This is a genomic window from Ruegeria sp. (assembly GCF_965221235.1).
GTDB lineage: Bacteria > Pseudomonadota > Alphaproteobacteria > Rhodobacterales > Rhodobacteraceae > Ruegeria.
The window spans coordinates 104,074-130,919 of record NZ_CBDCRS010000004.1 but is presented as its reverse complement, the minus strand read 5'-3'; the positions used below and the strand labels follow the sequence as shown (position 1 = coordinate 130,919).

At 57.6% G+C, this 26,846-nt stretch carries 28 protein-coding genes; 12 read left to right on the top strand and 16 right to left on the bottom strand.

The window, feature by feature from the left end; all coding sequences use genetic code 11:
* Window position 1: 1 nt before the first annotated feature.
* The gene (speB, locus tag ACOQOY_RS03700; protein WP_420584142.1) at window positions 2–976 is read right to left on the bottom strand and encodes an agmatinase; all 975 of its coding nucleotides are present in this window, start codon (window positions 974–976) and stop codon (window positions 2–4) included.
* A gap of 238 nt (window positions 977–1,214) precedes the next feature.
* Between speB and ACOQOY_RS03695 the strand changes: the two genes are divergently transcribed.
* Together ACOQOY_RS03695 and ACOQOY_RS03690 are read left to right on the top strand one after the other, a co-directional pair.
* Entirely contained in the window at window positions 1,215–1,583 is a 369-nt protein-coding gene (locus ACOQOY_RS03695) for a group I truncated hemoglobin (protein WP_420584141.1), read from the top strand.
* Complete coding sequence (locus tag ACOQOY_RS03690; protein ID WP_420584140.1) at window positions 1,580–2,638, top strand: adenylate/guanylate cyclase domain-containing protein; 1,059 nt, start codon at window positions 1,580–1,582, stop codon at window positions 2,636–2,638. Before ACOQOY_RS03695 ends, ACOQOY_RS03690 begins: the two co-directional genes overlap by 4 nt.
* A gap of 3 nt (window positions 2,639–2,641) precedes the next feature.
* Here ACOQOY_RS03690 and ACOQOY_RS03685 read toward each other — a convergent pair whose 3' ends face one another.
* The 9 genes from ACOQOY_RS03685 to guaA all read right to left on the bottom strand — a co-directional run bounded on the left by ACOQOY_RS03685 (window position 2,642) and on the right by guaA (window position 11,916).
* Window positions 2,642–3,256 (bottom strand): TetR/AcrR family transcriptional regulator, encoded by a 615-nt coding sequence (locus ACOQOY_RS03685; protein WP_420584139.1) that lies wholly within the window; start codon window positions 3,254–3,256, stop codon window positions 2,642–2,644.
* 78 nt (window positions 3,257–3,334) lie between these two features.
* Entirely contained in the window at window positions 3,335–4,204 is an 870-nt protein-coding gene (ppk2, locus tag ACOQOY_RS03680) for a polyphosphate kinase 2 (protein ID WP_420584138.1), read from the bottom strand.
* A gap of 48 nt (window positions 4,205–4,252) precedes the next feature.
* Complete coding sequence (locus tag ACOQOY_RS03675) at window positions 4,253–5,203, bottom strand: alpha/beta fold hydrolase (RefSeq protein ID WP_420584137.1); 951 nt, start codon at window positions 5,201–5,203, stop codon at window positions 4,253–4,255.
* Between the two features lie 4 nt (window positions 5,204–5,207).
* Window positions 5,208–6,146: a homoserine O-acetyltransferase MetA gene (gene metA / locus ACOQOY_RS03670; RefSeq protein ID WP_420584136.1), complete on the bottom strand. Its 939-nt coding sequence runs from the start codon at window positions 6,144–6,146 to the stop codon at window positions 5,208–5,210.
* A gap of 53 nt (window positions 6,147–6,199) precedes the next feature.
* Entirely contained in the window at window positions 6,200–7,060 is an 861-nt protein-coding gene (locus ACOQOY_RS03665) for an ATPase (RefSeq protein ID WP_420584135.1), read from the bottom strand.
* A gap of 49 nt (window positions 7,061–7,109) precedes the next feature.
* Complete coding sequence (locus ACOQOY_RS03660) at window positions 7,110–8,006, bottom strand: DMT family transporter (protein WP_420584134.1); 897 nt, start codon at window positions 8,004–8,006, stop codon at window positions 7,110–7,112.
* A 102-nt stretch (window positions 8,007–8,108) separates the two neighbouring features.
* Window positions 8,109–9,233, bottom strand: coding sequence for an OmpP1/FadL family transporter (locus ACOQOY_RS03655; RefSeq protein ID WP_420584133.1), 1,125 nt, complete (start codon window positions 9,231–9,233; stop codon window positions 8,109–8,111).
* A 122-nt stretch (window positions 9,234–9,355) separates the two neighbouring features.
* A complete protein-coding gene (locus ACOQOY_RS03650; RefSeq protein ID WP_420584132.1) occupies window positions 9,356–10,261 on the bottom strand; it encodes a DMT family transporter in 906 nt (301 codons plus the stop codon).
* A 95-nt stretch (window positions 10,262–10,356) separates the two neighbouring features.
* Window positions 10,357–11,916, bottom strand: a complete 1,560-nt coding sequence (gene guaA, locus ACOQOY_RS03645; protein WP_420584131.1) for a glutamine-hydrolyzing GMP synthase — start codon at window positions 11,914–11,916, stop codon at window positions 10,357–10,359.
* 81 nt (window positions 11,917–11,997) lie between these two features.
* Between guaA and ACOQOY_RS03640 the strand changes: the two genes are divergently transcribed.
* The gene (locus tag ACOQOY_RS03640) at window positions 11,998–12,435 is read left to right on the top strand and encodes a GNAT family N-acetyltransferase (RefSeq protein WP_420584130.1); all 438 of its coding nucleotides are present in this window, start codon (window positions 11,998–12,000) and stop codon (window positions 12,433–12,435) included.
* 8 nt (window positions 12,436–12,443) lie between these two features.
* Here ACOQOY_RS03640 and ACOQOY_RS03635 read toward each other — a convergent pair whose 3' ends face one another.
* On the bottom strand, window positions 12,444–13,145 hold the full coding sequence (locus tag ACOQOY_RS03635; RefSeq protein WP_420584129.1) for a DUF2270 domain-containing protein: 702 nt from the start codon (window positions 13,143–13,145) through the stop codon (window positions 12,444–12,446).
* A 156-nt stretch (window positions 13,146–13,301) separates the two neighbouring features.
* On the opposite strand from ACOQOY_RS03635, the gene ACOQOY_RS03630 reads away from it, so the two are divergent.
* Complete coding sequence (locus ACOQOY_RS03630; RefSeq protein ID WP_420584128.1) at window positions 13,302–14,846, top strand: trimethylamine methyltransferase family protein; 1,545 nt, start codon at window positions 13,302–13,304, stop codon at window positions 14,844–14,846.
* On the opposite strand, the gene ACOQOY_RS03625 is transcribed toward ACOQOY_RS03630, so the two are convergent.
* On the bottom strand, window positions 14,847–15,146 hold the full coding sequence (locus tag ACOQOY_RS03625) for a DUF6477 family protein (protein WP_420584127.1): 300 nt from the start codon (window positions 15,144–15,146) through the stop codon (window positions 14,847–14,849). It lies immediately after the preceding gene.
* A 241-nt stretch (window positions 15,147–15,387) separates the two neighbouring features.
* Here ACOQOY_RS03625 and ACOQOY_RS03620 point away from each other — a divergent pair, with 241 nt between their 5' ends.
* Entirely contained in the window at window positions 15,388–16,485 is a 1,098-nt protein-coding gene (locus ACOQOY_RS03620; RefSeq protein WP_420584126.1) for a DUF6456 domain-containing protein, read from the top strand.
* A gap of 44 nt (window positions 16,486–16,529) precedes the next feature.
* Window positions 16,530–17,453, top strand: a complete 924-nt coding sequence (locus tag ACOQOY_RS03615) for a LysR substrate-binding domain-containing protein (RefSeq protein ID WP_420584125.1) — start codon at window positions 16,530–16,532, stop codon at window positions 17,451–17,453.
* 54 nt (window positions 17,454–17,507) lie between these two features.
* Here the strand turns inward: ACOQOY_RS03615 and ACOQOY_RS03610 are convergent, their stop codons facing one another.
* A complete protein-coding gene (locus ACOQOY_RS03610) occupies window positions 17,508–18,056 on the bottom strand; it encodes a peroxiredoxin (RefSeq protein ID WP_420584124.1) in 549 nt (182 codons plus the stop codon).
* A gap of 265 nt (window positions 18,057–18,321) precedes the next feature.
* On the opposite strand from ACOQOY_RS03610, the gene lipA reads away from it, so the two are divergent.
* Both lipA and ACOQOY_RS03600 read left to right on the top strand, forming a co-directional pair.
* Window positions 18,322–19,272, top strand: coding sequence for a lipoyl synthase (lipA, locus tag ACOQOY_RS03605; protein ID WP_420584123.1), 951 nt, complete (start codon window positions 18,322–18,324; stop codon window positions 19,270–19,272).
* Window positions 19,269–20,426 (top strand): amidohydrolase, encoded by a 1,158-nt coding sequence (locus ACOQOY_RS03600; protein WP_420584122.1) that lies wholly within the window; start codon window positions 19,269–19,271, stop codon window positions 20,424–20,426. Before lipA ends, ACOQOY_RS03600 begins: the two co-directional genes overlap by 4 nt.
* On the opposite strand, the gene hpt is transcribed toward ACOQOY_RS03600, so the two are convergent.
* The gene (hpt, locus tag ACOQOY_RS03595; RefSeq protein WP_420584121.1) at window positions 20,413–20,955 is read right to left on the bottom strand and encodes a hypoxanthine phosphoribosyltransferase; all 543 of its coding nucleotides are present in this window, start codon (window positions 20,953–20,955) and stop codon (window positions 20,413–20,415) included. The two genes, ACOQOY_RS03600 and hpt, sit on opposite strands and share 14 nt — an antisense overlap.
* A gap of 72 nt (window positions 20,956–21,027) precedes the next feature.
* Here hpt and ACOQOY_RS03590 point away from each other — a divergent pair, with 72 nt between their 5' ends.
* A complete protein-coding gene (locus ACOQOY_RS03590; protein WP_420584120.1) occupies window positions 21,028–21,474 on the top strand; it encodes a type II toxin-antitoxin system RatA family toxin in 447 nt (148 codons plus the stop codon).
* 37 nt (window positions 21,475–21,511) lie between these two features.
* Window positions 21,512–22,807, top strand: coding sequence for an MmgE/PrpD family protein (locus tag ACOQOY_RS03585; RefSeq protein ID WP_420584119.1), 1,296 nt, complete (start codon window positions 21,512–21,514; stop codon window positions 22,805–22,807).
* On the opposite strand, the gene pyrC is transcribed toward ACOQOY_RS03585, so the two are convergent.
* The gene (gene pyrC, locus ACOQOY_RS03580) at window positions 22,804–23,841 is read right to left on the bottom strand and encodes a dihydroorotase (protein WP_420584118.1); all 1,038 of its coding nucleotides are present in this window, start codon (window positions 23,839–23,841) and stop codon (window positions 22,804–22,806) included. The two genes, ACOQOY_RS03585 and pyrC, sit on opposite strands and share 4 nt — an antisense overlap.
* A gap of 136 nt (window positions 23,842–23,977) precedes the next feature.
* Between pyrC and ACOQOY_RS03575 the strand changes: the two genes are divergently transcribed.
* Window positions 23,978–24,886 carry an AAA family ATPase gene (locus tag ACOQOY_RS03575; RefSeq protein WP_420584117.1) on the top strand — a complete coding sequence of 303 codons (909 nt, stop codon included), beginning with the start codon at window positions 23,978–23,980 and terminating at the stop codon, window positions 24,884–24,886.
* A 58-nt stretch (window positions 24,887–24,944) separates the two neighbouring features.
* Window positions 24,945–26,201, top strand: a complete 1,257-nt coding sequence (locus ACOQOY_RS03570) for a vWA domain-containing protein (RefSeq protein ID WP_420584116.1) — start codon at window positions 24,945–24,947, stop codon at window positions 26,199–26,201.
* Between the two features lie 3 nt (window positions 26,202–26,204).
* Here the strand turns inward: ACOQOY_RS03570 and ACOQOY_RS03565 are convergent, their stop codons facing one another.
* Window positions 26,205–26,705 (bottom strand): hypothetical protein, encoded by a 501-nt coding sequence (locus ACOQOY_RS03565; RefSeq protein ID WP_420584115.1) that lies wholly within the window; start codon window positions 26,703–26,705, stop codon window positions 26,205–26,207.
* Between the last annotated feature and the right edge of the window lie 141 nt (window positions 26,706–26,846).

Genomic DNA, 26,846 nt, shown 5'->3' with positions numbered 1-26,846 from the left:
CTCAGCCCTTCTTGCCTCTTTCATGGAAGATGAAGCCGATAAAGTTCAGAAGTAGTTGTGCCGCCAGGATCTGAGTGCTTTCAGTGGGGTCATAATTCGGGGCGACCTCGACCAGATCAATGCCGACCACATCACCGCGCTTGGACAAACCCTGAAGGATTTCCAGCACGTCGTAATACTGAAATCCCCCATGGCTTGGGGTGCCTGTCCCGGATGCGATCGAAGGGCAGAAGGCATCAATATCAATGGTCACATAGTACCGCGCGCCTTCAGGAATGCGGGCCAAAACGCCATCAGTTCCGAGTTTCCGCACTTGCCGCACCGACAGGATATCTGAACCGCGGGTGCGGGCATCGTCGTAGCCCTCTTTCGCGGTCGAGGACACGTTGCGGATACCCAGTTGGGTCATCCCCGAGACGTAGGATTTTTCTATCGCCCGACGCATCGGGTTGCCATGTCCGGCGGTCACACCGTGCCGTTCGTCAACAAAGTCCAGATGGGCATCGATCTGAACCACATGGACCGGTCCGTTCTGAGCACAATCATTTTCGAACGCATTAATGCAGGGGATGTTGACCGAGTGGTCGCCGCCAATTGTGACGGGCAGGGCGCCAGCCTCCAGTATCTTTTCTACGCCAAGCTGAATGTTGGCGTGACTTTCCTCGGTCTTGGTATGGATGATGTCGGCGTCACCGATATCAACCATCCGAACCGATGAATCCAGATAGGTCGCGTCATCCTCGTGATCATAGGCTCCGGCGTGACCGAAGCTGAACAGGGTCGACGCTTCGCGCACCGCGCGGGGACCGAACCGCGCGCCGGACCGCCATTGTGTGCCGAAATCAAAGGGCGCACCCATGACCGCAACATCCGCGTCAATCTGGTCCCAATCTTCGACGTAAGGTGACTTCCCGAAGGTCGAGATGCCGACGAAAGGCAGATTCAACCGCCCGCTTGAATACCCGTGAGATGACATGATGAAGGTTCCGTTTCTTATTGGTTCAAAGCAGCTTAAGCGGGATGCGCAGGTCTGTATACATAGTGCTGCGTTCAACTCTGCGTATGGCGTCCCAAAGGTGCAAGTCCGGTTTCACGCTGCTCAGAGATGGCTGGCCGTGGCCCCGGAAACAGGTTCCCCCGCATCAGCGTTAACAAAACTGTCAATTTGATATAATCTGTCCGTATTGTGTGTGGTTAATGCTTGGGTGTTTGGTGTGGGGCAGACAATTTACGAAAGATATGGTGGGTTCAAAACGATCAGCCGGATCGTGATGACCTTTTACGAAATGGCCTTGGACTCTGATCAGATAGGCGGGCATTTCGAAGACATAGATATGCCGCGTCTGATCGACCATCAGACCAAGTTCGTTTCCTCTCTGGTTGGCGGCCCGGCGTCGTTCAGTGACGAGCGGATCGAAGCGGTGCATCGGCACCTGAATATCTCGCACGCGGATTTTGATGAGATGGCCGATCTCTTTAGCGAGGCCCTGGCGATTCATGGTATGGAGGACGGCCATATCAAGATCGCGCTGGATGCCATTGAATCCAAACGCTCAATCATCGTTGCGCGAGATGCTGCATGAGTATTTCGGCGATAAATGAACAACTTCTTAGGGCTATCGGAGTTGGTGTTGCGGTCGTGCGCGCTTCGGACCTGAGCTTCGTGTTCCACAACGGACCGTTTGCGGAATGGTTCGGTACTCCGACCGAAGGGCAGACGTTGCTGGATGTGTTTCCGAACCTGGACCTGCGTGAGCTTGAGGACGTGAAACAGTCCGGTCTGCGCTATTCGGTCGAGCTTCAGATCAAACCAAAGCGCAGGACACTAATTTTTGCGATGGCGATATCGCTGGCCAATGGTCTGTCCGAGCAGGTCTTGGTCATCGAATGCCAGAATATCACCCGAATCCGAGAGCTGGAGAGCATGATCGACAGCTACTCGACCATGGTAGAGCGTAACACGCGCGAGTTGGAGCGCGAAAAAGAGCGGGTCGAGCGTCTGTTGCTGAACCTCATGCCGCGCGCGGTCTACGAAGAGTTCAAGACATTTGGTGTCGTCACTCCGCAGCTGTACGATCAGGTTTCGGTGGTCATGCTGGACTTCGTGGGGTTCACGGACTTTGCCGCCAAAACGGACCCGACAGTAACGCTGAGCGAGTTGAATGACATTTTCACAGCCTTTGACCGGATCGTCGAACAGTTCGGGTGTGAGCGGATCAAAACCATCGGGGATGCCTATCTTGCGGTGTCCGGGATGCCTGACGCAACACCGGATCATGCAACAGCCGTCGCCCACTGCGCCGTTCGGTTCCTGCGCTATCTTGAGCGTAGAAATGAAAGCCATCCGCATAAATGGCAGGCGCGTATCGGTCTTGGTATGGGGCCTGCTGTTGGGTCGGTCGTGGGCATCCAGAAATATGTTTATGACGTATTCGGGCCTGCGGTAAACCTTGCGTCAAGGCTGCAAGTCTTTGCAAACCCAATGAATATTGTCGCGCCCGAAGAGATGAAATACGCGCTGATCGACGAGTTTCAGGTCTCGGACCTTGGTCGCGTCGATGTAAAAGGCATGGGTGAGATGGACTTGATCAACGTCACCTCAAGCCTGCGCGCACCCCAGTCCCGGCCGGTGTTCTAGGGGTCAGTCATCCTGCGGCACCAGCCCCAGACCGCGCAGGTAAATACCGATACCGGTTTCCAGCAGGTCTTCGGGCGGGAAGGGAGAACTTGCGCCCGTATTGCGGGCAAACAGTTCGACCACCCCGTGGCTCATGGCCCAGATATGGGCGCTGAACATTGATGCAGGCGGACGTTTTTCTGGCGGGATATGCTGCGACAAATCGGCGGCAGCCTTTTCAAGCACTGCTTTGGCGCGGTTTGCCGCCAATGAAAGTTCTGGGGTCCGGTTAATCGAAATCCCGCTTTCAAACATGGCGATGTAGTGACCGGGATGTTTACGCGCAAAGGCCAGATATGCGCGGCCCGTTGCCTCAAACGCGGCCAGAGCCGAAGGCTGGCCCTTGTCATAGGCGTATTGCATCAGGTCGGCGAACATCTCGAACCCCTGACGGGCGGCCTCGGCGATCAGATCCTCGCGACCCTGAAAATGCCTATAGACAGCCGCGGGGGTCACACCCGCGGTTTTCGCGGCTTCTGACAGGGTGAATCCGGTCGGGCCTTTCTCTTCGATCAGAGACAGGGCAGCCTCGATCAGAGCCTGTTTCAGGTTCCCGTGGTGATACCCGCGTTTTGTCATTCCTGCTTCAGTTGCCTTTGTTGTTTAAATCTTGGACGTCATGACATAATTCGCGACGAAGGTTTCGTCCACAACCTGTCAGGAGTCCCAGATCTCTGGTCCGCCACATATTTGGGGATCGTTCGAGCCGATGGCGTCCTCATCCTTTTCATCATAGTCCAGCGCGTGCAGAACCGTGCGAATGGCCGCCAGCCGCGCGCGTTTCTTGTCATCCGACCGCACAATGGTCCAGGGGCTGTGTTCGGAATGTGTGCGCGTCAGAGTTTCCGAGATCGACTCGCTGTATTCATCCCATTTGTTCAGGCCTGCCACGTCAATCGGGCTGAGCTTCCATTGTTTCAATGGGTCAGTCTCACGCGCCAGAAAACGGTTCAACTGTTCGGCCCGCCCAACGTTCAGCCAGAACTTGAAAAGCTTGATCCCGTCATTCACCAGGCCGGTCTCAAGCGGAAGAACCTGACGGAAAAACCGCTCGCGTTCCTCAGAGGTGCAAAAGCCAAAGACGTTTTCAACAACGCCGCGATTGTACCAGCTGCGGTCAAAAAAGACGATTTCACCAGCTGCTGGCAGGTGGGTGATATAGCGTTGGAAATACCATTGGCTGCGTTCTGTGTCCGACGGTTTGCTAAGCGCTACGTTGCGGGCGCCCCGGGGGTTTAGGTTTTCCCGGAACCGCTTGATTGTCCCGCCTTTTCCGGCTGCGTCCCGACCCTCGAAAATCAAAGCTACGCGCTGATCGGTTTCCTTGATCCATGACTGCATCTTGACCAGTTCGATCTGCAGCAGCTCCATTTCCTTTTCATAATCCTTACGCTTCATGCGTTCGTCGTAAGGGTAGGTCGGGTTCAGAATATCGTCCTTTTCAGACTTCTCGATGGCTGAGCGTACCTCTTTCGGGGCGTCTTTCTTGAAATAGGTTTCGATCGCGCCTTTTTCGGACCGGGCCATGATCACCTCGCCATAAAATCCATATCCTACTATGGATTAGCGACAGGCTTAACGCAAACCCGCGCGTTGTGCGGCGCGGTCGATTGCGGCGGCAACTTCGGGTGCAGCGACGACCTGTGGCATATGGCCGATTCCCGGCAATTCGATCAACTTCGCACCGGGTATCTGTTCGATCAGCCGATGCGAGTGCCATCCAAGCCCCACTGTGTCATCCGCCGTGCCGTGGACGATTTCAGTCGGGACGTCGATGTCCTTGTATTTGGGCTGAAGGGCGCGGACCTCTTCAAGCAAGTTGGCGCGTTGTTTGGCATTTGCGTGCATCGAGCTGCGTCGAATACTCAGCCCTGGGCCGAAATGTTCGGCATAGCCTTCGGGGGCCGTTTGCGGCGCAAAGACACGATCCAGCGCTTTTTCCACGTACCAACCCGGCACAAACGCGGTGATCAGGGGCAGGGCCGTGGCATTGCCTATGGGCGTCGCGGCCATGCTGTTGAACTGATCCAAAGGCGTTTCCCATGGAATTGCGGCAGGCGCGATCAGGACGAGGCCCGAGATGTTATCGGGGCGGGTGACAGCCCAAGCCAGCGACACAGACCCGCCATAGCTTTGGCCGGCAACAATTGGTTTTTCTGCCCCCAGCTTAGCGGCGGCTTTTTGCAGGATTTCCGCTTGCTGTTCAATGGTTTCTCCGTCCGGGTTGAAGCTATCGCTATAGCCCAGTCCGGGTCGGTCAAAGACGATGACGCGGTAGTTTTTGGCCAGTATCGGCGCCAGCGCAAAAGTCATATCCCGCGTGTTGCCGCTGGACCCGTGGATCAGAACGACGTCCGGGCCTTCACCCATCACTACGGCGTGAACCGCAATGCCATCGACATCGACAAACTGACCTTCCGGGGGAAAGTCGACCTCGGTTCGGGACTCGTTCCTTGAAGCGCGCCATAGCGAAACGGCCCAGAGCATGACCAGTAGGGTCAGTACTATGATGCCGACGCGCATCATCGGATCAGGCCCTCAGATCGGTTCTGTCGACACCGATGCGATTGATGTCATAGGGGGTGGTGCCGTAAATCTCGCTGATCCAGTTCCCATAGAGCAGATGCGCATGGCTGCGCCACCGGTTCTGGGGTGTTTGGCTGGGATCATCGTCCGGGTAATAGTTCATCGGAACGTTGATCGGCGTCCCATTTGCGATGTCACGGTCGTATTCCTGTTTCAGTGTATCGCTGTCATACTCGAAATGGTTGAAGATATAGAGCGCCCGATGCGCCGGGTCCTCAACCAGGCAAGGCCCGGAGTCATCACTGCCCAGCAATGTCACCAACCCCTCCGCCGCGTCGATCTCATCCTGCTTCATTTCGGTCCAACGGCTGACCGGTATGACGCAATCGTCTGAAAATCCGCGCAGGAACGGCGAGGCTGGATCAAGGTTTGTGTGACGGAAACAGCCAAAAGCCTTGGCATCCAGCATGTGCTTTTTGACACCGTGGAAGTGATTGATCATCGCCATCCCGCCCCAGCACACACCAAAGGTGGAATGCACATTGGTCTGGGTCCACGCGAATACCTCGCGCAGCTCTTCCCAATATGTAACGGCATCAAAGTCCAGATGTTCGATCGGAGCACCGGTGATGATCAGACCGTCGAATTTTTCGTCCTTCACCTCCTGAAAAGGGCGGTAGAACTCGGCCATATGCTCGGCTGCGGTGTTCTTGGTGCGATGCTCGGTCATGCGGATCAGCGACAAGTCGATCTGCAACGGCGTCGCCCCGATCAGACGTGCGAACTGGTTTTCGGTCTGAATCTTCTTGGGCATCAGATTCAGCAACCCTATCCGCAGGGGACGAATGTCCTGACGCATTGCCTGATCCTCGGCCATGACCATGACGCCCTCTTTCGCGAGAACGTCAAATGCGGGCAGGTCGGAGGGAATCTTGATCGGCATCAGGTGCAAAAGCCTTTGGAGTTACAGTGTAGAGGCGGTAATTAAGCGCGGAATCATCGGGTCTCAAGGGTGCGTTCGATCAACTCATCGAAATCACCGGCATCGCGGACCTTGTGCATGTCGTCGGCGGTGACAGTTACGCCCCAATTCTCAGCCATCGCCTGATAGCGCGGCTGCCGGTGGGCCAGAGCCTGCGCATACGTCCAGCGGATGAACGCGTTGGGGTCCACGTCCTCGGCCCGGCAATCGTGCTGGGCCAGGTAATCGTCCCACACTCGGGTCAGGAATTCGGGTTGATAGGACATCGGTTTTGGCGCCTTGTCAAAGCGGCGGATCAGTTCTGCGGTGTGATCCTCATCGCCCTGAATCCAGATCATCAAAGTCTGACGCGCCAGCTCGGACAGAACGTAGTCGGTTGGATCATTCGGATCTACCCATTCACAGATTGAACCGCCCGTATCGCAGATGAAATGCGGGTACTGGTACAGCCGTTGCGCGCGGTCGATGAAGTATTCCGTATCCAACAAGGCATGAATTTCGGCTTGTTTGAACTGTTCCTGCCGACGTCGGTATTCCGTCAAATCCAACCCGCCCAAGGCAGGGTTGCCGGGTTTGCCCAGATAGGTGGAGACCGGAGTCAGGTTCTCGAACGAGATATTCGAGCCGATAAAGATCGAATCCGTCAGCAAAAGCTCGCGCAGAAATGGCACCTTCATCGCCTCGGCCTTGGCGTTGTCGGTGATGTATTCACCCATGTAGCGCGTGCCGATGCGGTAATCTATCGAGTAGTGGAACCAGTCGCCGGAATCGCGCAGGACGTTCGACACATAGGTCTTGCCCAGACCTGACATGCCGAAGAACAGCACCTTTTTTCGCGCCGCTTCGCGCCAGTCTTTTGCCGAGCCGTAGATCATCGTCCGCTATCCCTTTTTCCGACCTAGCTAAAACGGGCGGCGGGCGGCGTCAATCACGTGGGCCAGACCGGTTGAGGATCAAAAGCCCGAAGGCAAGGATTGCAAAGCCTATATAGGCGTGCGGGGGCAGGGCTTCGTCCCTCATTACTGTGCCCAGGACAATAGCGACCGGAGGGATGATCAGCGTGACCAGCATCAGGTTGCCAGCTCCGGCCATCGCCAGAATTCGGTAATAGAGCAGATAGGCGCCGGCCGTTGCAGCCAAAGCGTAAAAAGCGATTGCGGCCCAGGTGATTGGCGGCAGCACAAGGGTTGGAATGCCGTCGACCATCAGGGTGATCGGCAGGATCAAAACGGTTGATCCGGTTAGCATCCCGGCTGCCGCAACAACAGGAGAAAGTTGGGACAGCGTGACACGCGCCCAAGCCCCTGCCAGTGCGTATGAGATTGTACCGGCAATGATGGCGAGTTGAGCCATGCTTTGCAGGTCAAAGCTGGTGAAATTGCGCAGCCCAATAGCAGTTGCAACGCCAAGAAAACCCAACCCAACCCCAATCGCGCGGGCGCGGGTCAGGCGTTCGTCGCTAAAGAATATAGCCGCCGTGATAACTCCGAAAATGGCGGTCATCGCATTCAGGATCGAGGTTAGCCCAGTTTCGATATAGAGCTGCCCCCAGGCCATAAGCGTAAAGGGAATGGCGTTGTTCAGAAGCCCCATGACCAGAAACGCCAGCCAGATACGCGGGTCGCGCGGGACCTCCAGCCTTTGAAAGCGCACGACAAGCCACAGCACAAGCATCGCCCAGAATACCCGGTGCAGCACCGAAGTCATTACGGGGATTGTGTCCAGCGCGATACGGATCGACACAAAAGATGCGCCCCAGATCAGACCGAGAAGAAGAAGCTCGGCCCATGCGCGCGATGAAAGGTGTTTTTGATCAGCCATATCTGGTTTTCGCATTGCTTGCTGGCCGGTTCGACCCGGAACTTGCGAAAAGAAAAAACCCCGCCGAAGTGGCGGGGTTTGTTTTTTGGCAATGCGCTCGGATTAGTCCAGCGCGTAAGTGACCTGAAACCCGACGCTCCAGGCGCTGTTGCCCGAGAACTGAGCGCCTTGGTTGGTCGTGGCATCACCAATATCTGTGTATTGGACGCCTCCAGAAATCTGCGCCTTTTCGATGGAGTATGTTCCACCGAGGCCGACGCTCCAAAACCCGTCTGTTGGTCCGAGATCCGAAACGGTCGATCCTGTTGAGGTTTCGTATCCAACTGTAATCGCACCCGCGAATTCTTCGGTGAACTGATAACCCAAGCCCAGCGAGTAGGTGAAGGTGTCGTCGTCGTAGTCCAGCAGATTGTCGTTGGTGATCCCAACATAAAGCGGCGGCGCGTAAACGGATTGCGGCCAATCCACCCACCGCACCGAACCAAACAACAGCGTCTTTGGGGCAACGCCGGTCTGGAAGTCGAGGTTGACAGACTGCGGCGTAACGACCTCGGTGTCTGTATCAACAACAACCAATCCAGCGGGAATGGGGGGGACCTGGTTCGCAGACTCGGTTTGCGAAATGCTGTGAGTGACTTTTGAGTTGTAGGTCAGTGATACGCGGGCGGCAATTTCGGGTTTTTCCCATGCAACACCGATCACGTAGCCATAATCAATATCCGCGTCGATATCTGTCTGATAGCCAGCAGCGGCCGGGACCGTTACATCGCCGGTCAGGCGCTGGACCCGAAGACCACCAATTGCACTGAAACCGTTATTGATTTTGTAACGCAACAGGGCAGTGATCGCATCTGTTCGTGCCGATGCTTCAAGCACCCCGCTGCGTCCGCCAACCGGTGAAGTCGGGTTGACCGACAGCGGGTAGTTCGCGCCGTATTCGACATCAGCGCCAAACGGCTGATCATACATAATTGCGAAATCCAGCTGATCGGTCAGCGCTCTTTTATATCCGAGATGCGGAGTGAAAAAGCTGTTGGCAACGTTTCCAGAGTCCACTCCGCCCAAAGTTCCGCTTACATCCGGGTTGGTGTAGCCCAGACGAAACTGCACAACTGATCCTTCCTCAAAGATCAGGTTGATGCCCTGGCCGCTTCGGTCAAGGCCGCCTGCATAAGCTCCTGTCGCTCCGACGCAAAGGGCGCACGCCTGCAATAGCGCTTTTTTCATTGTGTCCTCCCTAAAGGTGTCCTGCATAGTCAGACCGACATTCTGAGTGATGAAGACCGATCTGTTTTGTGGTGCTCGATACTTTCTTGAGGCTTATCTTACCGTCAAGCAGTGACGGTGCGTTATTCTTGGCGAGTGTGATGCGAAACTGTTGCCAAACTGTTACGATTCTCGGCGTGAACATTCAGAAAGATACCTGAAAAGATCACAAGGGCCCCAAGTAGCGTCCAGTGGTCCACTGGTTCGTGGTAAAGGATCATGCCAACCACAGCGATTGTGGGCAGTCGGGCAAAGTCGAACGGCACCACCACCGTTGCCGGAGCAATCGCCAGTGCGTTCGTGATGCAATAGTGGGCCAGCAGTCCCGCCAGACCGACCAATAACAGGAACGGAACCGTGTTGGCGGTTGGCAGGGTGATCTGGCCGTCTAATCCAGAGGCGAGAAAGCCGAGAATGGCCTGTATGACGGTCAGCCAGAACATGATGCACCCGATCGTGGCGACCCGCGTCAGCTTTTTCGTGAAAATCGTAGTCAATGCAAAGAATACGGCGGTCAGCGCCGCACTCAGGACGCCGACGCTCATGGGGACGGCGCCGGGCCGGGCGACGATCAGAATTCCGGCGAATCCGATCAGGGCGGAAATGATGCGAATGGACGTCAAACGCTCGCCCAGTAGCAGCGGAGACAGCAGGATCACCCAGATGGGTTGGGTGAACTCAAGCGCAAAAACCTGCGCCAATGGGACGACCGTTACAGCGTAAAACCACAGATTTTGCCCGATGAAGTGAACGAAGTTCCGCGATACGTGCAAGTCCAGTCTTTTGGCAGAGACCTGATGCCACTTGCCCGTGAGCGTCAGAACCAGGGCAACCACGCAAACACCGACAAGACTGCGGTAGAACATGATTTCAAACGTATCATGTGTGGCGCTCAGCTCGCGTCCGGCCACGGCCATCGAGGAAAACGACGCGATTGCCCCGGTCATCCAAAGCGCGGCTTTGCCGATTTGTGGTTTGCTGCTTTGCATGATCCTGCCTTCGCGAATCGTGAACTTCCCATACGAAACCTATGGGTTTCTGGCAGGACATGAACAAAAAAGCCGGGACAGTGCCCGGCTTTTCTTTATTCCCACTCGATTGTTCCCGGGGGTTTCGAGGTTATGTCGTAGGTGCATCTGTTGATGCCCTTCACCTCGTTGATGATCCGCGTGGCGGTTTCACCGAGGAACTCGTGGCTGAACGGGTAGTAATCGGCGGTCATGCCATCCACCGATGTCACGGCACGCAGCGCGCAGGCATAGTCATAGGTGCGACCATCACCCATCACGCCGACCGTGCGAACAGGAAGGATTGCGACAAAGGCCTGCCAGATATCGTCGTAAAGGCCGTGCTTGCGAATCTGGTCGATATAGATCGCGTCCGCTTCACGCAGGATCTCCAACTTTTCGCGGGTGATCTCGCCGGGGCAGCGGATCGCCAGACCCGGTCCGGGGAAGGGGTGGCGGCCAATGAAGCTGGCGGGCAGGCCAAGTTCGCGGCCCAATGCGCGGACCTCGTCCTTGAACAGTTCGCGCAAGGGTTCGACCAGTTTCAGGCCCATTTTCTCGGGCAGGCCACCGACATTGTGGTGCGACTTGATGGTGACGGATGGGCCGCCAGAGAAGGAAACCGACTCGATCACATCGGGGTAGAGCGTGCCTTGGGCAAGGAACTCGGCCCCTTCAATGGTGTCGGCATGTTTCTGGAACACGTCGATGAACAGCTTGCCAATGATCTTGCGCTTGGTCTCGGGGTCGGACTGGCCATCCAACTCGCCCAAGAACAGGTCGCTTTCATCAGCATGGATCAACTGAATATTATAGTTGTCGCGGAACATGCCGACGACTTCTTCGGCCTCGTTCTTGCGCAACAGGCCATGATCGACGAACACACAGGTCAGCTGATCGCCGATGGCCTCATGGATCAGGATCGCGGCGACCGAGCTGTCGACGCCGCCAGACAGGCCGCAGATGACCTTTTTGTCACCAACCTGCTCGCGGATCTTTTCGATCATCTGCTCGCGATAGGCACCCATGGTCCAGTCACCGCTGAACCCGGCCAGTTTGACGAAGTTCTCGTACAGCTTTGCGCCCTTGGGGGTGTGGTGCACCTCAGGGTGGAACTGAACCGCATAGAAGTGACGATTGGTATCTGCGGTGATCGCATAGGGCGCATTCGGCGAGGTGCCATAAACCTCAAAACCCGGAGCGATTTCACTGACATGGTCGCCGTGGCTCATCCAGACCTGCTCATCGCCGTCCGCGAACCAATCCGCCAGAATGTCCAGCTGCCCTTTCGGAGTGACAAAGGCGCGACCGAACTCGGCGGTGCCGTGGCCGCTTTCGACTTTGCCGCCCAGTTGTTGCATCATAACTTGCTGGCCATAGCAGATGCCCAGAATAGGCACGCCATAGTCGAAAATCTCTTGCGGGGCGCGGGGCGACCCCTCGCGCGTCACGCTGTCCGGCCCGCCCGAGAAGATCACAGCCTTGGGCGCCATTTCGCGCACAAAGTCCATCGTCACTTTCTGGTAAGGGTGGATTTCGCAATAGACATTCAACTCGCGCAGGCGGCGTGCGATCAGCTGCGTCACCTGGCTGCCGAAGTCGATGATCAGAAGGCGGTCATGGGATGTCTGGCTCATGAGTGGCTCTTAGGTCGCGCGGCGGCTATGTGCAAGCGTTATGACAGGCTTTTCGGCCAAAGGCAGAGAGAGGAGGGATCAATGACTGCAATTCGGTTTGCCAATGCGGTTCCGGCAGATGCACGGGCGATCAAGGACTGCATCGCGGCTGCCTATTCAAAAGTGCGCGAATCTATCGACGATCTTCCGGACGTTACGGCAGGCATTCCGCAAGAGATTGCCGAAAATCAGGTGGTTCTGGCATGGACTGGGGCCGATCTTGGCGGGGTGATCATCTATGCTCAATCCAACGGGGCTATGAAAGTTATCAACCTTGCTGTCTCGCCCAAAGCGCAGGGGCAGGGCATTGCGGGGAAATTGCTGAAACGGGCTGAGGATGCTGCCCGCCAGGCTGAATGCACACATATGGAATTAAGGACGCATCGCCAAATGCAAGACACACGCGCGATTTATGCTCATCTGGGATGGCGCGAAACTGAGGTTGCCGGGAATTCGGTTGCCATGATCAAGGAACTATAGTCTTGCGCCTAGCCCATGGACTCGGATTTTTCGCTTCCACGGTGCGATGCGCGTCGTCCGTCCATCCGATAACTCCAAATCGCAATCAGTGACCAGCAGAGAATATAGAGAACGCCGGTGACAATCAGTACCTCGCCGGGGATGGGGCCAACATCAGCGCGGTCAATGGCTTGTTTGAAATCTTCAACCGGCGAAGGGTGAACCGAGAGTTTGACACCGAATGCGAGGCTCTGGATCAGCAATATCCATAGATAGTTCCTGCGGATTCGGCGGCCAATCGCGATCATCAGGCTAACGTGATAGCGCGGGCGCAGATAATCCTCGGCCAGAACCTTTTGCCAGTTCTCCTCCATGTGAAGGTCACCGTCATAGAGGAGAGGGGCGTAGAAATGCGTCTCTAACCATCTGGCCCGCGCACGCCAAACGTTGAAATAGCGATACCGGCGGGCTTCGAGCATCAGAAACAGGATGATCAGAACACCGACAAGAACAAGCGGCAGGGGCGATGCGTCCGGCGAGGAAAACGAGATCGACAATGCGACCCCAAGGGTAACGACGGCCCAATTTGTTGTCGTGTCCAGCCGCGTGCGCCAGATGGTGCTGCGGTACACCTCACCGCGATACAGATGAGCCACAGCACCAATTTCGGCGGCATCAAGTGTCTTGCGCTCGACCGCCGGAACAGGCGTCTTTTGCGATTTTGGTTCCATAGCCCCATAATGAAGGTCACAAAAAAAGCGGTCAAAGCAATTTCGAATTGATGCTCATGTCGCTTTTACACCTAGAGCGCCGTAATCCACGTCTGGTGTGATCCGCGGTTCCGATAACACAAATTGCAACGTGAACATGACTAACGGGATATTCTCATGGCAGAGGCAAACACCCGACGCAGAGCCAGAGGCGGTGGCGGTGCCGCCCGCCGGGCCGAGCGCACGGCAGTTCGTATCGAAACAGCAAAGTACATCGAACGGAACATTCCGAACTTCGAGGTTCTGAACGAAGAAGCGCTGGAGATCATCGAGACCAACGCTGAAACCGTTCTGGCTGAGGTCGGCGTCAACTTTATTGACAATCCCGGCGCGTTGCAGCGCTGGAAAGATGCCGGTGCCGATGTGGATGGCGAGCGTGTGCGCATTCCGCGTGGGTTGGCGCGCGAACTGATCAAGACCGCGCCCAGCGAGTTTACCCAACACGCCCGCAACCCCGAGAAGTCGGTGGTTATTGGTGGCCGCAACCTCGTGTTGGCCCCGGTTTATGGCCCCCCGTTTGTGCGTGATGCGCAAGGTGGGCGTCGCTATGCGACCATGGACGATTTCAATAAGTTCGTGAAACTGGCCTATATGTCCAAGTGGCTGCACCATTCGGGCGGGACCGTGTGTGAGCCGACCGATGTGCCGGTTAACAAGCGTCACCTGGATATGCTGATGGCGCATATGACCCTGTCCGACAAACCGTTCATGGGCTCGGTCACAGATCCCAGCCGGGCGCAGGACTCGATTGAGATGTGCGAGATTCTGTTCGGCAAGGACTTCGTGCAGAACAACACCGTCATGACCTCGCTAACCAATATTAACTCGCCGATGACTTTCGACGACGTGATGATGGGCTCGCTTGAGGTTTACGCCAAGAACAATCAGGCCTGCATCATCTCGCCCTTTATCGTCGGCGGTGCGATGGCACCGGTGTCGGTTGCGGGAACGTTGACGCAGGTTCTGGCCGAAGTTCTGGCAGGGGTCGCCTATAGCCAGATCATCCGTCCGGGTGCGCCTGCGATCTTTGGTGCCTTTGTGTCTTCGATCGACATGAACTCGGGCGCGCCTACCTTTGGTACGCCGGAGGCGTCCTTGGTCACCTATGGTGCTGGACAGCTGGCCCGTCGTCTGAACCTGCCGTATCGCTCGGCGGGCTCGTTCTGTGGCTCAAAACTGCCTGACGCGCAGGCGGCATATGAGACTGCGAACTCGCTGAATATGGGTCTGATGTCTGGCGTGAACTTCATGCTGCACTCGTGCGGCTGGCTCGAAGGAGGCCTGGTGGCTGACTTTGAAAAGTTTGTCATGGATGCCGACCAATTGGGTGCTTTGCACGGGCTGGCCAAAGGTGTTGCCTATGATGAAAACGCCCAAGCCATGGATGCCATCCGCGAAGTGGGGCCGGGCGGTCACTATCTGGGTTGCGCGCACACGCAGGCCAACTTCAAGGAAGCATTCTGGAAGTCAGACCTGCTGGACTACAAACCCTATGAAACCTGGGAAGACGAGGGCGCGCGCGATACGCAGCAACTGGCCTCGTCGCGGGTCGAGTATCTGCTGGCCAACTACCAGCAGCCGCAACTCGACCCGGGTATCCATGCCGCGTTGAACGAATACGTGGCGAATAAGAAGGCGTCCATGCCGGATGCCTTTGCCTGATCATTGATACTGCGCGGCGCGGCTGGCCTGAAACAGCTGCGCCTCGCCCAGCAGGGCAATCAGCAGGTCCAGATGCCGGACCAGCGAATAGGCCGCGTCCTCTTCCAGCCGCTGCGCGTTAATCTCTCGTTCCATTTCCATCAACCGCACCAGCGCCGAGCCGGTGCCGGGCAATGTGCCATAACCCAGGATACGTTGCAGATGCCGGTCCCGGTCATAGTCCTGCGCCCCGTGCTTTGCAGCCCGTGCCAACAGACGAGGGCGGCGGAGGGTGGTAATCATGGTCATCAGGTCCTGCATTCCTGGGGTCCTTTGCTCGATTGAAACTCCGTGAATTTCTCGCACAACCTAAGCGGGTGTTGCCTTGAATGGGATCGCGCCGAACTCTGACTTCATGAGTGTTTATGATTTTGAATCAAATCTGCTTCTTGTCCTCGCGGATTAACGAACGAGTAACGAAAGCACCTCTAGTTAGAATTGGTTAACGAATTTGTCGGGGGCGATAGGAAACAGATTGTTGTGTCAACAAGGGCAAGTAAATATGGAAAACAACATGGCTTTCACCATTCCGGCTTGGGTACCTGAGGGGGCGCAGCGATACCTTGCCCACACCGAAACCGGCCAGTCGATCCGCGACATCGCGCGATCAGCGGGGTGCCATGCTTCGACCATACTCAGACAGATCAGGCGTATCGAAATGCGCCGCGACGATCCTTTGGTGGATGCGGCGCTGCAATCGCTGGCCGAAACGCATTTTGGCGATCCGGTTGCCGAGGCGGCCAATTCGTTTGGGGCCGCACAAGAAGACAGCGCCGCAGCGCAGGAGGAGGAGTTCCAGCGCGAGGCTTTGCGGATTCTGCGTCGCCTTTGCGAAACGGGTTCGGTTCTGGCGGTCGCGGAAGAGATGGATAAGGCCGTCGTGGTTCGCGACTCGGGCGATGGGGGCGCCACACGGACAGCGGTGGTTGAATGTAGGATTGCGCAGGCCTTGGCGTTGAATGACTGGATCTCATGTGACAATCCGGGGCGCATCTCACGCTATCGGATTTCGTCGTCGGGCCGAACAGCGCTGAGCCAACTGGTGGCCGATGCGGAAAACAAGGCGCGGACCCGCAGCGAATTCGGAATGGCCGAGGCGCAAACCCCGTTTCAGGCGGCAAGTGGGACAGAGGGCGGTTCCAGCCGTCCAAGACGCATTCGCTACAGCGCGGCAGAAAGCCCGTTGGTCGCGTTGGCCCGCCGGCGCGACCGGGATGGTAAACCGTTTCTGGACGAAGCGCTTGTAGCCGCAGGTGAGCGGCTGCGCGAGGATTTCGAACTGGCCCAGATTGGACCTCAGGTCGCCCAGAACTGGGATCATTTTCTAACCGCAGGCGGACGGGGCAGTTTCGGCAGCGAGGCGCATGGTGGGCGCGGGTCCTCCGGCGCACGGGACCGGGTCGAGAACGCCCTGTCCGACCTCGGGCCGGGGCTGAGCGACGTGGCTCTGCGGTGTTGTTGCTATCTGGAGGGGCTCGAGCTGGCCGAAAAACGCATGGGATGGTCGGCCCGGTCCGGTAAAATCGTGCTGCGCATCGCCTTGCAGCGGCTAAAGCGGCATTACGAATGTCAGTCGGAACGTAATCGCATGATCGGATGATATGTTTTTGTTGCGAATGCGGGGTCAAGTGATAGTCAAGGGTTATGAATTTTACCCTTAGACAACTTCAGTACTTCAACGCAGTTGCTGAGCAACGAAACTTTGGCCGGGCTGCGCAGGTGTGCCACGTGTCTCAGCCTGCCTTGTCCGTGCAGATCAAGGCGTTGGAGGAGAGCCTCGGCGGCCCGCTGTTTGAGCGTCAAGCGCGTGACATTCTGCTGACTCCGCTGGGGCGCGATGTGCTGGATTATGCGCGTCAGGTGCTGGGGGCAGCGGACCGTTTGGATCAATTTGCACGGGATCGGTCAGGCGGGCACAGGTCGCTGTCGATCGGCATTATCCCGACAATCGCACCATACTTGCTGCCTGGCGTGCTTGCCGGGTTGCGATCGTCTGATGTGTCGTTGCGAGTTCAGGTCCGTGAGGTCAGGACCGAGCGCCTGCTGACTATGTTACGGGCTGGAGAGATCGATGCAGGTGTTGTTGCGTTGCCCGCAGGGGGGAGCGAACTGTTTGAGTTGCCGCTGTTTCAGGACCGGTTTCTTCTGGCCGGAAGCGCCTCGCGGCTGGAAGGGATGGAGACCAACCCCGAGGCCTTGCGGCCTTTGGACCTGCAATCTGCGCAGTTGATGCTGTTGGATGACGGACATTGTCTGACCGATCAGGCGCTTGAGGTCTGTGGGCAGGATCGCAGCAGCGGGTTGATCAATATGGGGGCATCCTCGCTTGCGACCCTGTCCCGGCTTGTTGCCGAAGGGTTCGGCTTGACCCTGATGCCCGAACTGGCCGCACGGGCCGAAACAGCTGCGGTTCCCGGCCTCCAATTGCGCAGATTCGGTGCGCCACAACCGGCGCGAACCGTGGGGCTGGTGCGGCGGGCCTCAACCGGAGGTGAGGACTGGTTTGATGGTCTGGCAAACGTGATCCGTCAGGTCGGAGAGAACATCGTCACGGCCACCCGCACCTGAACGCAAAAAGACCCGCCAATGGCGGGTCTTTCACGATCAGCGTGTGACGGAAGCTTAGGCCAGTGCAGGCTCTTTTGCTTCGTCCAGATGCTTTTTCAGGTTTTCCGGGGCAGAGACGCCATAGGGGTCCTCGGGGCAGTTGTCCATCAGGCCGGGCTCTTCAAACCACGCCTCGACCACGCCGTTGTTGACGATGGCCGCATAGCGCCACGAGCGCATACCAAAGCCCAGATTGTCTTTGTCGACCAGCATGCCCATCTTGCGGGTGAACTCGCCCGAACCATCCGGGATCACCTTGACGTTCTTCAGACCCTGATCCTGCGCCCATTTGTTCATGACAAAGCTGTCATTCACGGACATGCAATAAATCTCGTCAATGCCCTGTGCTTTGAACTCGGCAAACCCGTTCTCAAAACCGGGCAGCTGGTAGGTCGAGCATGTGGGCGTAAAGGCACCGGGCAGCGAGAACAGGATCACGCGCTTGCCGGCAAAGTAATCCGCGGTTGTTTTGTCTTCCCAACGGAACGGGTTCGGGCCTTCCACGGCCTCATCGCGCACGCGCGTGTGGAAGGTTACGTCAGGCAGTTTTGTACCGGATTTCATAGTCAAGTTCCTGTGATTCACTTGTGAGTTTCCGGTGAGTTAAAACAGTTCTAAATACGCTTCAACGGTAATTTTGCCGCGTGCGCGAAATAGGTTGAATGGTGAAAAAATATTCGCTTTTCATATGCTAACCATGAAGTCGTTGTCGAGTTTTTCCGCGCGAGCATAATGCGGCGTCATGGCGGCTATGCATGGGTGGCGTAGCCAAGGACGGCAAATTATATTAAACCACAGTAAGTTTGACCCAAAGTCAGGAAAGCCAACCGTGCGTGATCTCAAGATCCCCGAGCAACGTCATCCCGAAAAGGCGCATCGTCAGGACAATGCGCAGCCAAAAAAACCCAAATGGATTCGCGTGAAGGCTCCGGGTGGCAAAGGCTATGCCGAGACGCACAAGATCATGCGCGAGAACAATCTGGTCACGGTTTGTGAAGAGGCCGGATGCCCGAATGTCGGCGAATGCTGGAGCCAGGGCCACGCCACCATGATGATCATGGGTGAGATTTGTACGCGCGGCTGTACCTTCTGCAACATCGCTACCGGCCGCCCGGATGATCTGGACGCGTTTGAACCCGGACGCGTGGCGCACGCGGTGCAAAAGCTGGGTCTGAACCACGTTGTCATTACATCTGTGGACCGGGATGACCTGACCGATGGCGGGGCCGAGCATTTTGCGCAGACGATCCGCGCCGTGCGTCATCGTTCGCCCAAGACGACGATTGAGATTCTGACACCGGATTTCCTCAAATGCGATCCGGCGGTTCTGGAAACCGTGGTCGAGGCCAAACCGGACGTGTTCAACCACAACCTCGAAACAGTTCCCGGCCTTTACCCCGAAGTACGCCCGGGCGCGCGTTACTTCCACTCGTTGCGCCTGTTGCAGCGGGTTAAGGAAATGGACCCGTCGATCTTTACCAAATCCGGCATCATGGTTGGCTTGGGTGAAGACGAGCAGCAGGTCCGCCAGGTCATGGATGACATGCGCGCCGCTGACATCGACTTTCTGACCATCGGCCAGTACCTGCAACCGACCCCGAAGCACCATGGTGTTGACCGCTTTGTGACGCCTGAGGAATTCGCGTCATACGAAAAGGCGGCTTATGGCAAGGGCTTCCTGATGGTCTCTGCGACGCCTCTGACCCGTTCGTCCTACCATGCAGGGGATGACTTTGCGCGTTTGCGCGAGGCACGCCAGAAGAAGTTGCAGCAAGGGTGACGCCCGAGACAATCGCGCAACTGACTCTCTTGCGCCGCGAGTTGCATCAGGCACCGGAACTCTCAGGGCAAGAAACGCAGACGGCTGCCCGGATGGTGGAAGAGCTGCGTCGCCGCGGCGCGGATCAAGTGTTGACCGGCATCGGTGGTCACGGCGTTGCTGCAGTTTATGGCAGTGGACAAACCGGTCCGACTGTTGCCATCCGCTGCGAGTTGGATGGGTTGCCGATACAGGAATTATCCGAGGCAGACCATGCCTCGCGTGTACCCGGCAAGGGTCATTTGTGCGGGCACGACGGGCATATGGTGATGGTTTTGGGGGTCGCCGACCACCTGAGCCGAAACCGCCCCGAAACAGGCCGGGTTGTTTTGATTTTCCAACCTGCTGAGGAAACCGGGCAGGGTGCCATTGCCTATCGGGCTGATCCGAAGTTCCCTGATATTGCGCCCGATTTTGTCTTTTCTCTACACAACTTGCCGGGGTTGGCGCTGGGTGAAGTTCAATTGTGCGAAGGTCCGGCCAATTGCGCCTCGCGCGGGATGAAAATTGTTCTCACCGGAAAAACCTCGCACGCGGCAGCGCCTCAGGATGGGGTGTCACCGGCAGGGGCGCTGGCGATCCTGATGCCGCAATTGGCCGAACTGGGTAAGGGCGGTGAATTAGCTGCCGATTTTGCGCTTACGACGGTTACGCATGTCAGTCTCGGTGAGCCGACCTTTGGCGTCGCCCCGGGACATGCTGAGCTTTGGGTCACGCTCCGCACGGTCGCCGATGCCCGGATGCAGCACCTGATAGATGAAGCTGAGGCGCTGGTTGCGCAGGTTGCGTCTGATCAGGGATTGCAGCATCAGATCAGCTATGAAGATGCGTTCGAAGCTTGCGTGAATGCACCTGAGGCCGTTGATATCTTAGACAGGTCCTGCGCTGAAACCGGTGTGTCGTGTGAACTGGTGCCGAGGCCGCAAAAATTCTCGGAAGATTTCGGGCAGTTCGGAAAAGGGGCCAAAGCCGCGATGTTCTGGCTTGGATCGGGGACCAATCAGCCGCAACTTCACAACCCGGACTACGATTTCCCGGACGCCCTGATCCCGGTGGGAGCCGAAATTTTCCTCGCCGCCATTCAACAGGTGTTGGGGCCGCTTACTCTTCGGTAAAGCGAACTTTGCCGATGAAGGGCAGGTTGCGGTTGCGCTGTGCATAGTCGATGCCGTAGCCGACCACGAACTCGTCCGGAATTTCGAAACCAATCCAATCGGACCGAAAATCAACCTCGCGGCGGCTGGGTTTATCCAGCAGGGCGATGGATTTCAGCCGCGCTGGCTGGCGGCTGTGCAGCAGGTTGGTCACGTGGTTCAGGGTGTGGCCGGTATCAACGATATCCTCGACCACCAAGACGTCACGCCCTTCAATTGCGCCGCGCAAGTCCTTAAGAATACGGACTTCCCGGCTGCTTTCCATCGAGTCGCCGTAGGACGACGCCTCAAGGAAATCGACCTCGATCGGCAGGTCCAGCTCACGCACGAGATCGGCGATAAAGACGAAACTGCCGCGCAGCAGGCCAACAACCACCAGCTTGTCTGTGCCTGAGAATTCGGTCGTAATCTCGCGGCACAGTTCCTCGATCCGGGCGGCAATGGCCTTGGCCGAGATCATCTCATCAATCACATATGCGCGGTCACTCATCACAGCCCCCTTGATCTTTGGCGCGCAACATACGACATGACGCGCTATTGTCACCTGCTAATACCGGACGCCATGCCCACACATTCGGAAACTCGCCACCTGCCGTATACGGCGCAGCAGATGTACGACCTGATCGCGGATGTGGCGAAATACCCCGAGTTTCTGCCTTGGTGCGCTGCCGCTCGTATCCGCCGAACCTATGCCGCAGGCGAGGCGCAGGTGATGGAAGCGGATCTGGTCATTTCGTTCAAAGTGTTCCGTGAACGGTTTGGCAGCCGCGTGACGCTGTTCCCGGATCAAATGAAGATCGACACTGAATATCTGGACGGCCCGTTCAAATACATGAAATCCGATTGGCAGTTTGAAGACGCCCCCCAAGGCGGTTGCGACGTGTCGTTCCACGTGGATTTCGAGTTCAAGAACGCCATCCTGCAAGGCATCATCGGCGTTGTCTTCAACGAGGCCATGCACCGGATCGTTCACGCGTTCGAGACTCGTGCCACGGAATTGTACGACTAGCTCTTTACCCGCGATTGCCGGGCGTTAGACTGCGCCCATGAGCGATTTTTCCACATCATTGGCCGCCTTTGCCGCAGGGCCTGTAGAGACGACATTGCAGACGCGGGTCGTGACCTCGCTGTCCGTTCTGGACTGGATTGCCGTAGGGCGGTCCGGTGTTGACGAGCCGGTGTCAAAGGCCGTGCGTGACCTTGTTCTAAGCGAAGAGGGTGCCACGCAAGCTCATTTGTTCGGCGGAGGATCAGCCCCATTGCGCGGGGCGGCTTTGGTGAATGGCACCGTGTCGCATGCGCTGGACTATGATGACACGCATTTTGCCCATATCGGTCATCCATCTGTGGCGGTGTTGCCTGCGGCCTTGGCGCTGAGTGAATGGGACGACCGCATTCTTGTCGACTTCCTCGAGGCTGCTCTGGTTGGGATGGAGGTTTCGGTCCGTGCAGGCCTCTGGCTGGGACGTGCGCATTATCAGGCCGGGTTTCATCAAACGGCGACTGCGGGCGCGTTTGGGGCAGCGGTTGCGGCGGGGCGTGTGTTGCGCTTTGACGCCGATCAGATGCACATGCTGTTGGGCCTGACGGCGACACGCGCGGCGGGGCTAAAGGCGCAGTTCGGAACAATGGGCAAGCCTTATAACGCGGGGCTTGCGGCTTCGGCCGGGGTCGAGGCTGCCTTGCTGATTGCCCGCGGATTTGAGGCCAATCCGAACACGCTGGAAGGGCAATACGGGTTCGGAGCAACCCATAGCGGTGAGGGGGATGCCCAAACTGCTTTGGACGGGTTGGGTGATGAATGGCTGTTCGAAACGGTCAGCCACAAATTCCATGCCTGTTGTCACGGCCTGCACGCAGCACTTGAAGCTGCGCGTGATCTGGACATTGCCGAGCCCGAAGTGGCGGAAATCAAGGTCAAGACCCATCCGCGCTGGATGAGTGTTTGCAACCAGACGTCCCCGACCACCGGGCTGGGGGCCAAGTTTTCCTATCGCACTGTCATCGCCATGCAGGCGCTTGGCTATGATACGGCATTGCCCGACAGCTACAGCGAAAAGGTCTGCACCAACCCACGCCTGACGTCCCTGCGGGATCGGATCACGGTCGAGGCGGATGATGCGCTGACCGAAACACAGGCGCATCTGACCCTGCTGCGTCGTGACGGGGCACGATTAGAGGCGACACATGATCTGATGGCCCCAATGACCTTGTCGGACCGCGAGGATCGCGTGCGCGGCAAGGCCGCCAAGCTCATTGGTGGTGACGACGCGGACGCGATCTGGTCGATGCTGCGCACCGGAGGCCGCGCCCGCGATCTGGCTGAAAGGCTGGCGAGTTAAACCACGCGCCAGTGCAGTGGAAAGCCCGCATCAAAAACCGTCACCGGGCCATCGTCGGTTTCGATTTTGCTGGGGTATTCGACTGGATCGCCTTTGGTCAGGGTGATCGTCTCTTCATTCACCGGCAGGCCATAGAATGCAGGACCGTTCAGAGATACAAACCCTTCCAGTTTGTCCAATGCGCCTTCGCGGTCGAACATCTCGGTAACCAGAGACATGGTGTTGGTTGCGGTGAAGCAGCCGGCGCATCCGCAGGCCATTTCCTTGTTATCATCGGTATGCGGCGCGCTGTCCGTACCTAGGAAATACCGCGCATCGCCCGAAGTGGCGGCAGCCAGGAGAGCAAGCCGGTGTTCCTCGCGCTTGGCGACGGGCAGGCAGTAGTAGTGCGGTTTGATCCCGCCGACCAAAATATGGTTGCGGTTGATGATCAGGTGATGGGCCGTGATTGTCGCCCCCAGATCGGTTTCGTTGGCTTTTACATACTCAACGCCATCTTTGGTCGTGATATGCTCCATTACCACGCGCAGACCCGGCGTGGCTTTCCGGATTGGGTCCAGCACACGGTCGATGAACACGGCCTCGCGGTCGAAAATGTCGATCTCGGCATCAGTGACTTCACCATGCACGCACAGAGGCAGGCCGATCTCGGCCATCTTCTCCAGTACCGGGCGCACATTGTCGAAATTCCGAACGCCAGAATGCGAATTTGTCGTTGCTCCGGCCGGGTACAGCTTGACCGCCTTGACCAAACCACTGGCATGGGCGGCGGCCACGTCATCGGCGTCGGTATCTTCAGTCAAATACAGGGTCATCAGCGGCTCGAAGGTCATACCGTCCGGTAGTGCGGCCATGATGCGTTCGCGATAGGCGGCGGCCTGATCGCCGCGCACAACGGGCGGAACAAGGTTCGGCATGATGATCGCGCGGGCAAAATGGCGCGCGGTTTCGGGCAGGACGGCCTGCAACATGGCGCCATCGCGCAGATGCAGGTGCCAATCGTCGGGGCGGCGGATCGTGATGCTATCGGTCATGGCGCCTCCGCTAGCACAGTGGCCGCGGCCGGGAAAGCCCTTGTCAACGAACCAGATCGCCGTAAGTCCCCGAAGGACAGCGGTCTTGACGCACGCGCGTTGTCGTGACCTGTTGTGGCGAGGGAGAGAAATGAAGATGACACAGCCAGATACCATTGATGCGGTTCAAAAAATGCTGGGCGCGCAGGGCTATGTCTGCGGTCGGGCTTTGGCCACCGTTGTGTTCCTGTCGCTGAAACTGGGCCGCCCGCTTTTTCTTGAGGGCGAGGCTGGCGTTGGCAAAACCGAGATCGCCAAGGCGTTGGCCGCCGGTCTGAATCGTCGCCTGATCCGACTGCAATGCTACGAGGGGCTTGATGCGTCGTCGGCCGTCTATGAATGGAACTTTCCTGCCCAGATGGTGGCGATCCGCACGGCTGAGGCTTCGGGCGGGGCGGACCGGCAGGCGTTGCAGTCCGAACTGTTCTCGGATGACTACCTGATCGAGCGTCCTCTGTTACAGGCAATGCGCCCCGACGAAAACGGTGCTCCGGTTCTGCTGATTGATGAGTTGGACCGCACTGACGAACCATTCGAGGCCTTCCTGCTTGAGGCGCTCAGCGATTTTCAGGTGACGATCCCCGAACTGGGCACCGTCCATGCCCCGGAACCGCCCATCGTCATCGTTACCTCTAACCGTACGCGCGAAGTGCATGACGCCTTGAAGCGGCGCTGCTTATACCACTGGGTCGACTACCCCGACTTTGAGCGCGAGATCGAAATCCTCCACGCCCGCGCGCCCGAGGCCGCTGAGGCGCTCAGTCGCGAGGTGGTTGCCTTTGTTCAACGCTTGCGCACTGAGGACTTGTTCAAGAAACCCGGCGTCGCCGAAACCATCGACTGGGCCAAATGCCTGCTGGCGTTGGACGTGATCAATCTCAGCCCCGAGGTCATCGGTGACACACTGGGCGCAATCCTGAAATACCAGGATGACATCCAGAAACTGCAAGGGTCCGAGGCAAAGCGGATACTCGACGAAGCCAAAGCCGATTTAGAACCCGCCTGATGCTTCTTCTTGTTACAAATACGGCGGGGGTATGGGGGCAGAGCCCCCATGTTTTTTAATGTCAGAGCAACTCCCCCTGGATATCCCTGACAATCCCAAACTGGCCCGGAACATCACCCATTTTGCGCGGGCCTTGCGCAAGGCGGGCCTACCCATCGGGACGGGCAGAGTGGTCGATGCCATTCGGGCCGTTGAGGCGGCAGGGTTTACCGAAAAACGGGATTTTTACTGGACCCTGCATGCCTGTTTCGTGAACCGCCCGGAACACCGCACCGTGTTCGCGCAGGTCTTTCGCCTCTATTGGCGCGACCCTCGGTATCTGGAGCACATGATGTCCATGATGCTGCCTGCCATTCGCGGCGTGCAGGAAGAGCGCAAAGCAGACGCGGGGGAAAAACGTGCGGCTGAGGCGTTGCTGGAAGGTGTTGAGCGCGACCTGCCTGAGACCGAGGATCAAACGGGCGAAACCGAACTAGAGATTGATGCCTCACAAACCGCATCGTCCGAAGAGCGTCTGCGCTCTCTTGACTTTGAACAGATGAGCACGGACGAAATCGCGCAGGCCAAACAAATGCTGGCCCGGCTTTCGTTGCCGGTAAAACCCATCGCCTCGCGCCGTGGGCAGGCCAGTCATCTGGGGCACCGGATTGACCGCGCCCGAACCCTTAGGGCCGCGATGCGACAAGGCGGCGAGTTGCGCGACATTGCCCGGCTTAAGCCAAAACCGCGCTGGCCCAATCTGGTGGTGCTCTGCGATATTTCCGGGTCAATGAGCCAATACAGCCGGATCATCCTGCATTTCCTGCACGCGGTCTCAAACGCCAAAGGGGCCGGATGGGCGCGGGTTCACGCCTTCACCTTCGGCACCCGTCTGACCAACATCACTCGTCACCTGCAACAGCGCGATGTCGACGCCGCGCTGGCCGCCGCCGGAGCTGAAGCGCAGGATTGGGAAGGCGGCACGCGCATCGGGGAATGCCTGCACGCCTTCAACCGCGATTGGTCGCGGCGGGTCATGGGGCAGGGCGCGGTGGTTTTGCTGATCTCGGATGGGCTGGACCGGGGCGATCCCGAAGCACTTGGGAAAGAGACAGAGCGGTTGCACCTGTCGGCACGGCGTCTGATCTGGCTCAATCCGCTGCTACGCTGGTATGGCTTCGCGCCCAAGGCGCAGGGTGTCGCTGCGATGCTGCCGCATGTGGACAGCTTCCGCGCCGGTCACTCGATTGCATCGCTCGAAGATCTGGCTGCCGTCATCTCAAGGCCCGACGACGTAGGTGAGAAAGCGCGGCTGATGACCGCGCTTTCGGGCTGAAGCTCAGCTTAACTGTTCTTCGTTGCACTTGCGCGCCATTTCCATGGCTTTGTAGGTGCCAGTCAGATCAACGGTAAAGGCAAACTCTTTCTCGGGAAACACGACCATGACTTTCTGCTTGGCGATGTCATCCGCGAATTGCGGATCGTCCGACAGGACGTAACCGCCGGAATAACCCTTGGTGATGTTGCCCTTCATGCCGGTGGCTTCGCCCAGATAAATGTTGTCACCCAACAGGATCGCCACGGCCTCTGTTTCGCCGCGCTTGATGTCGGTCTTGGCCTTGGTGAAAACGCCCACATAGCCGACACCGCGATCTTCGGTCAGACCCATCTGCACAACGTTTTCCGAGTCGTCCACAGCCTCGATCAGGCAGGATTTCTTGTCTTGGTCGATGAAGACCTTCCAACCTTCAACCTCACCGTAACGCAGGAACGTATCTGCGCTGACCGCTGTTGACGCCAACAGGCCAATTGCCATTCCGAGTGAAAAAATGCGTTTCAAGGTTTTGTCTCCTCTATCAAAAATATGCGCATATCAGAATGCAGCGACTAAGCGTTTAGGCCGGAATCAGGTTTCCTGGCAATCAATCCTTTTCGCGACTGGCGGAAAATCGGTGTGGGACACGTTCGTACAAGCGTCAGA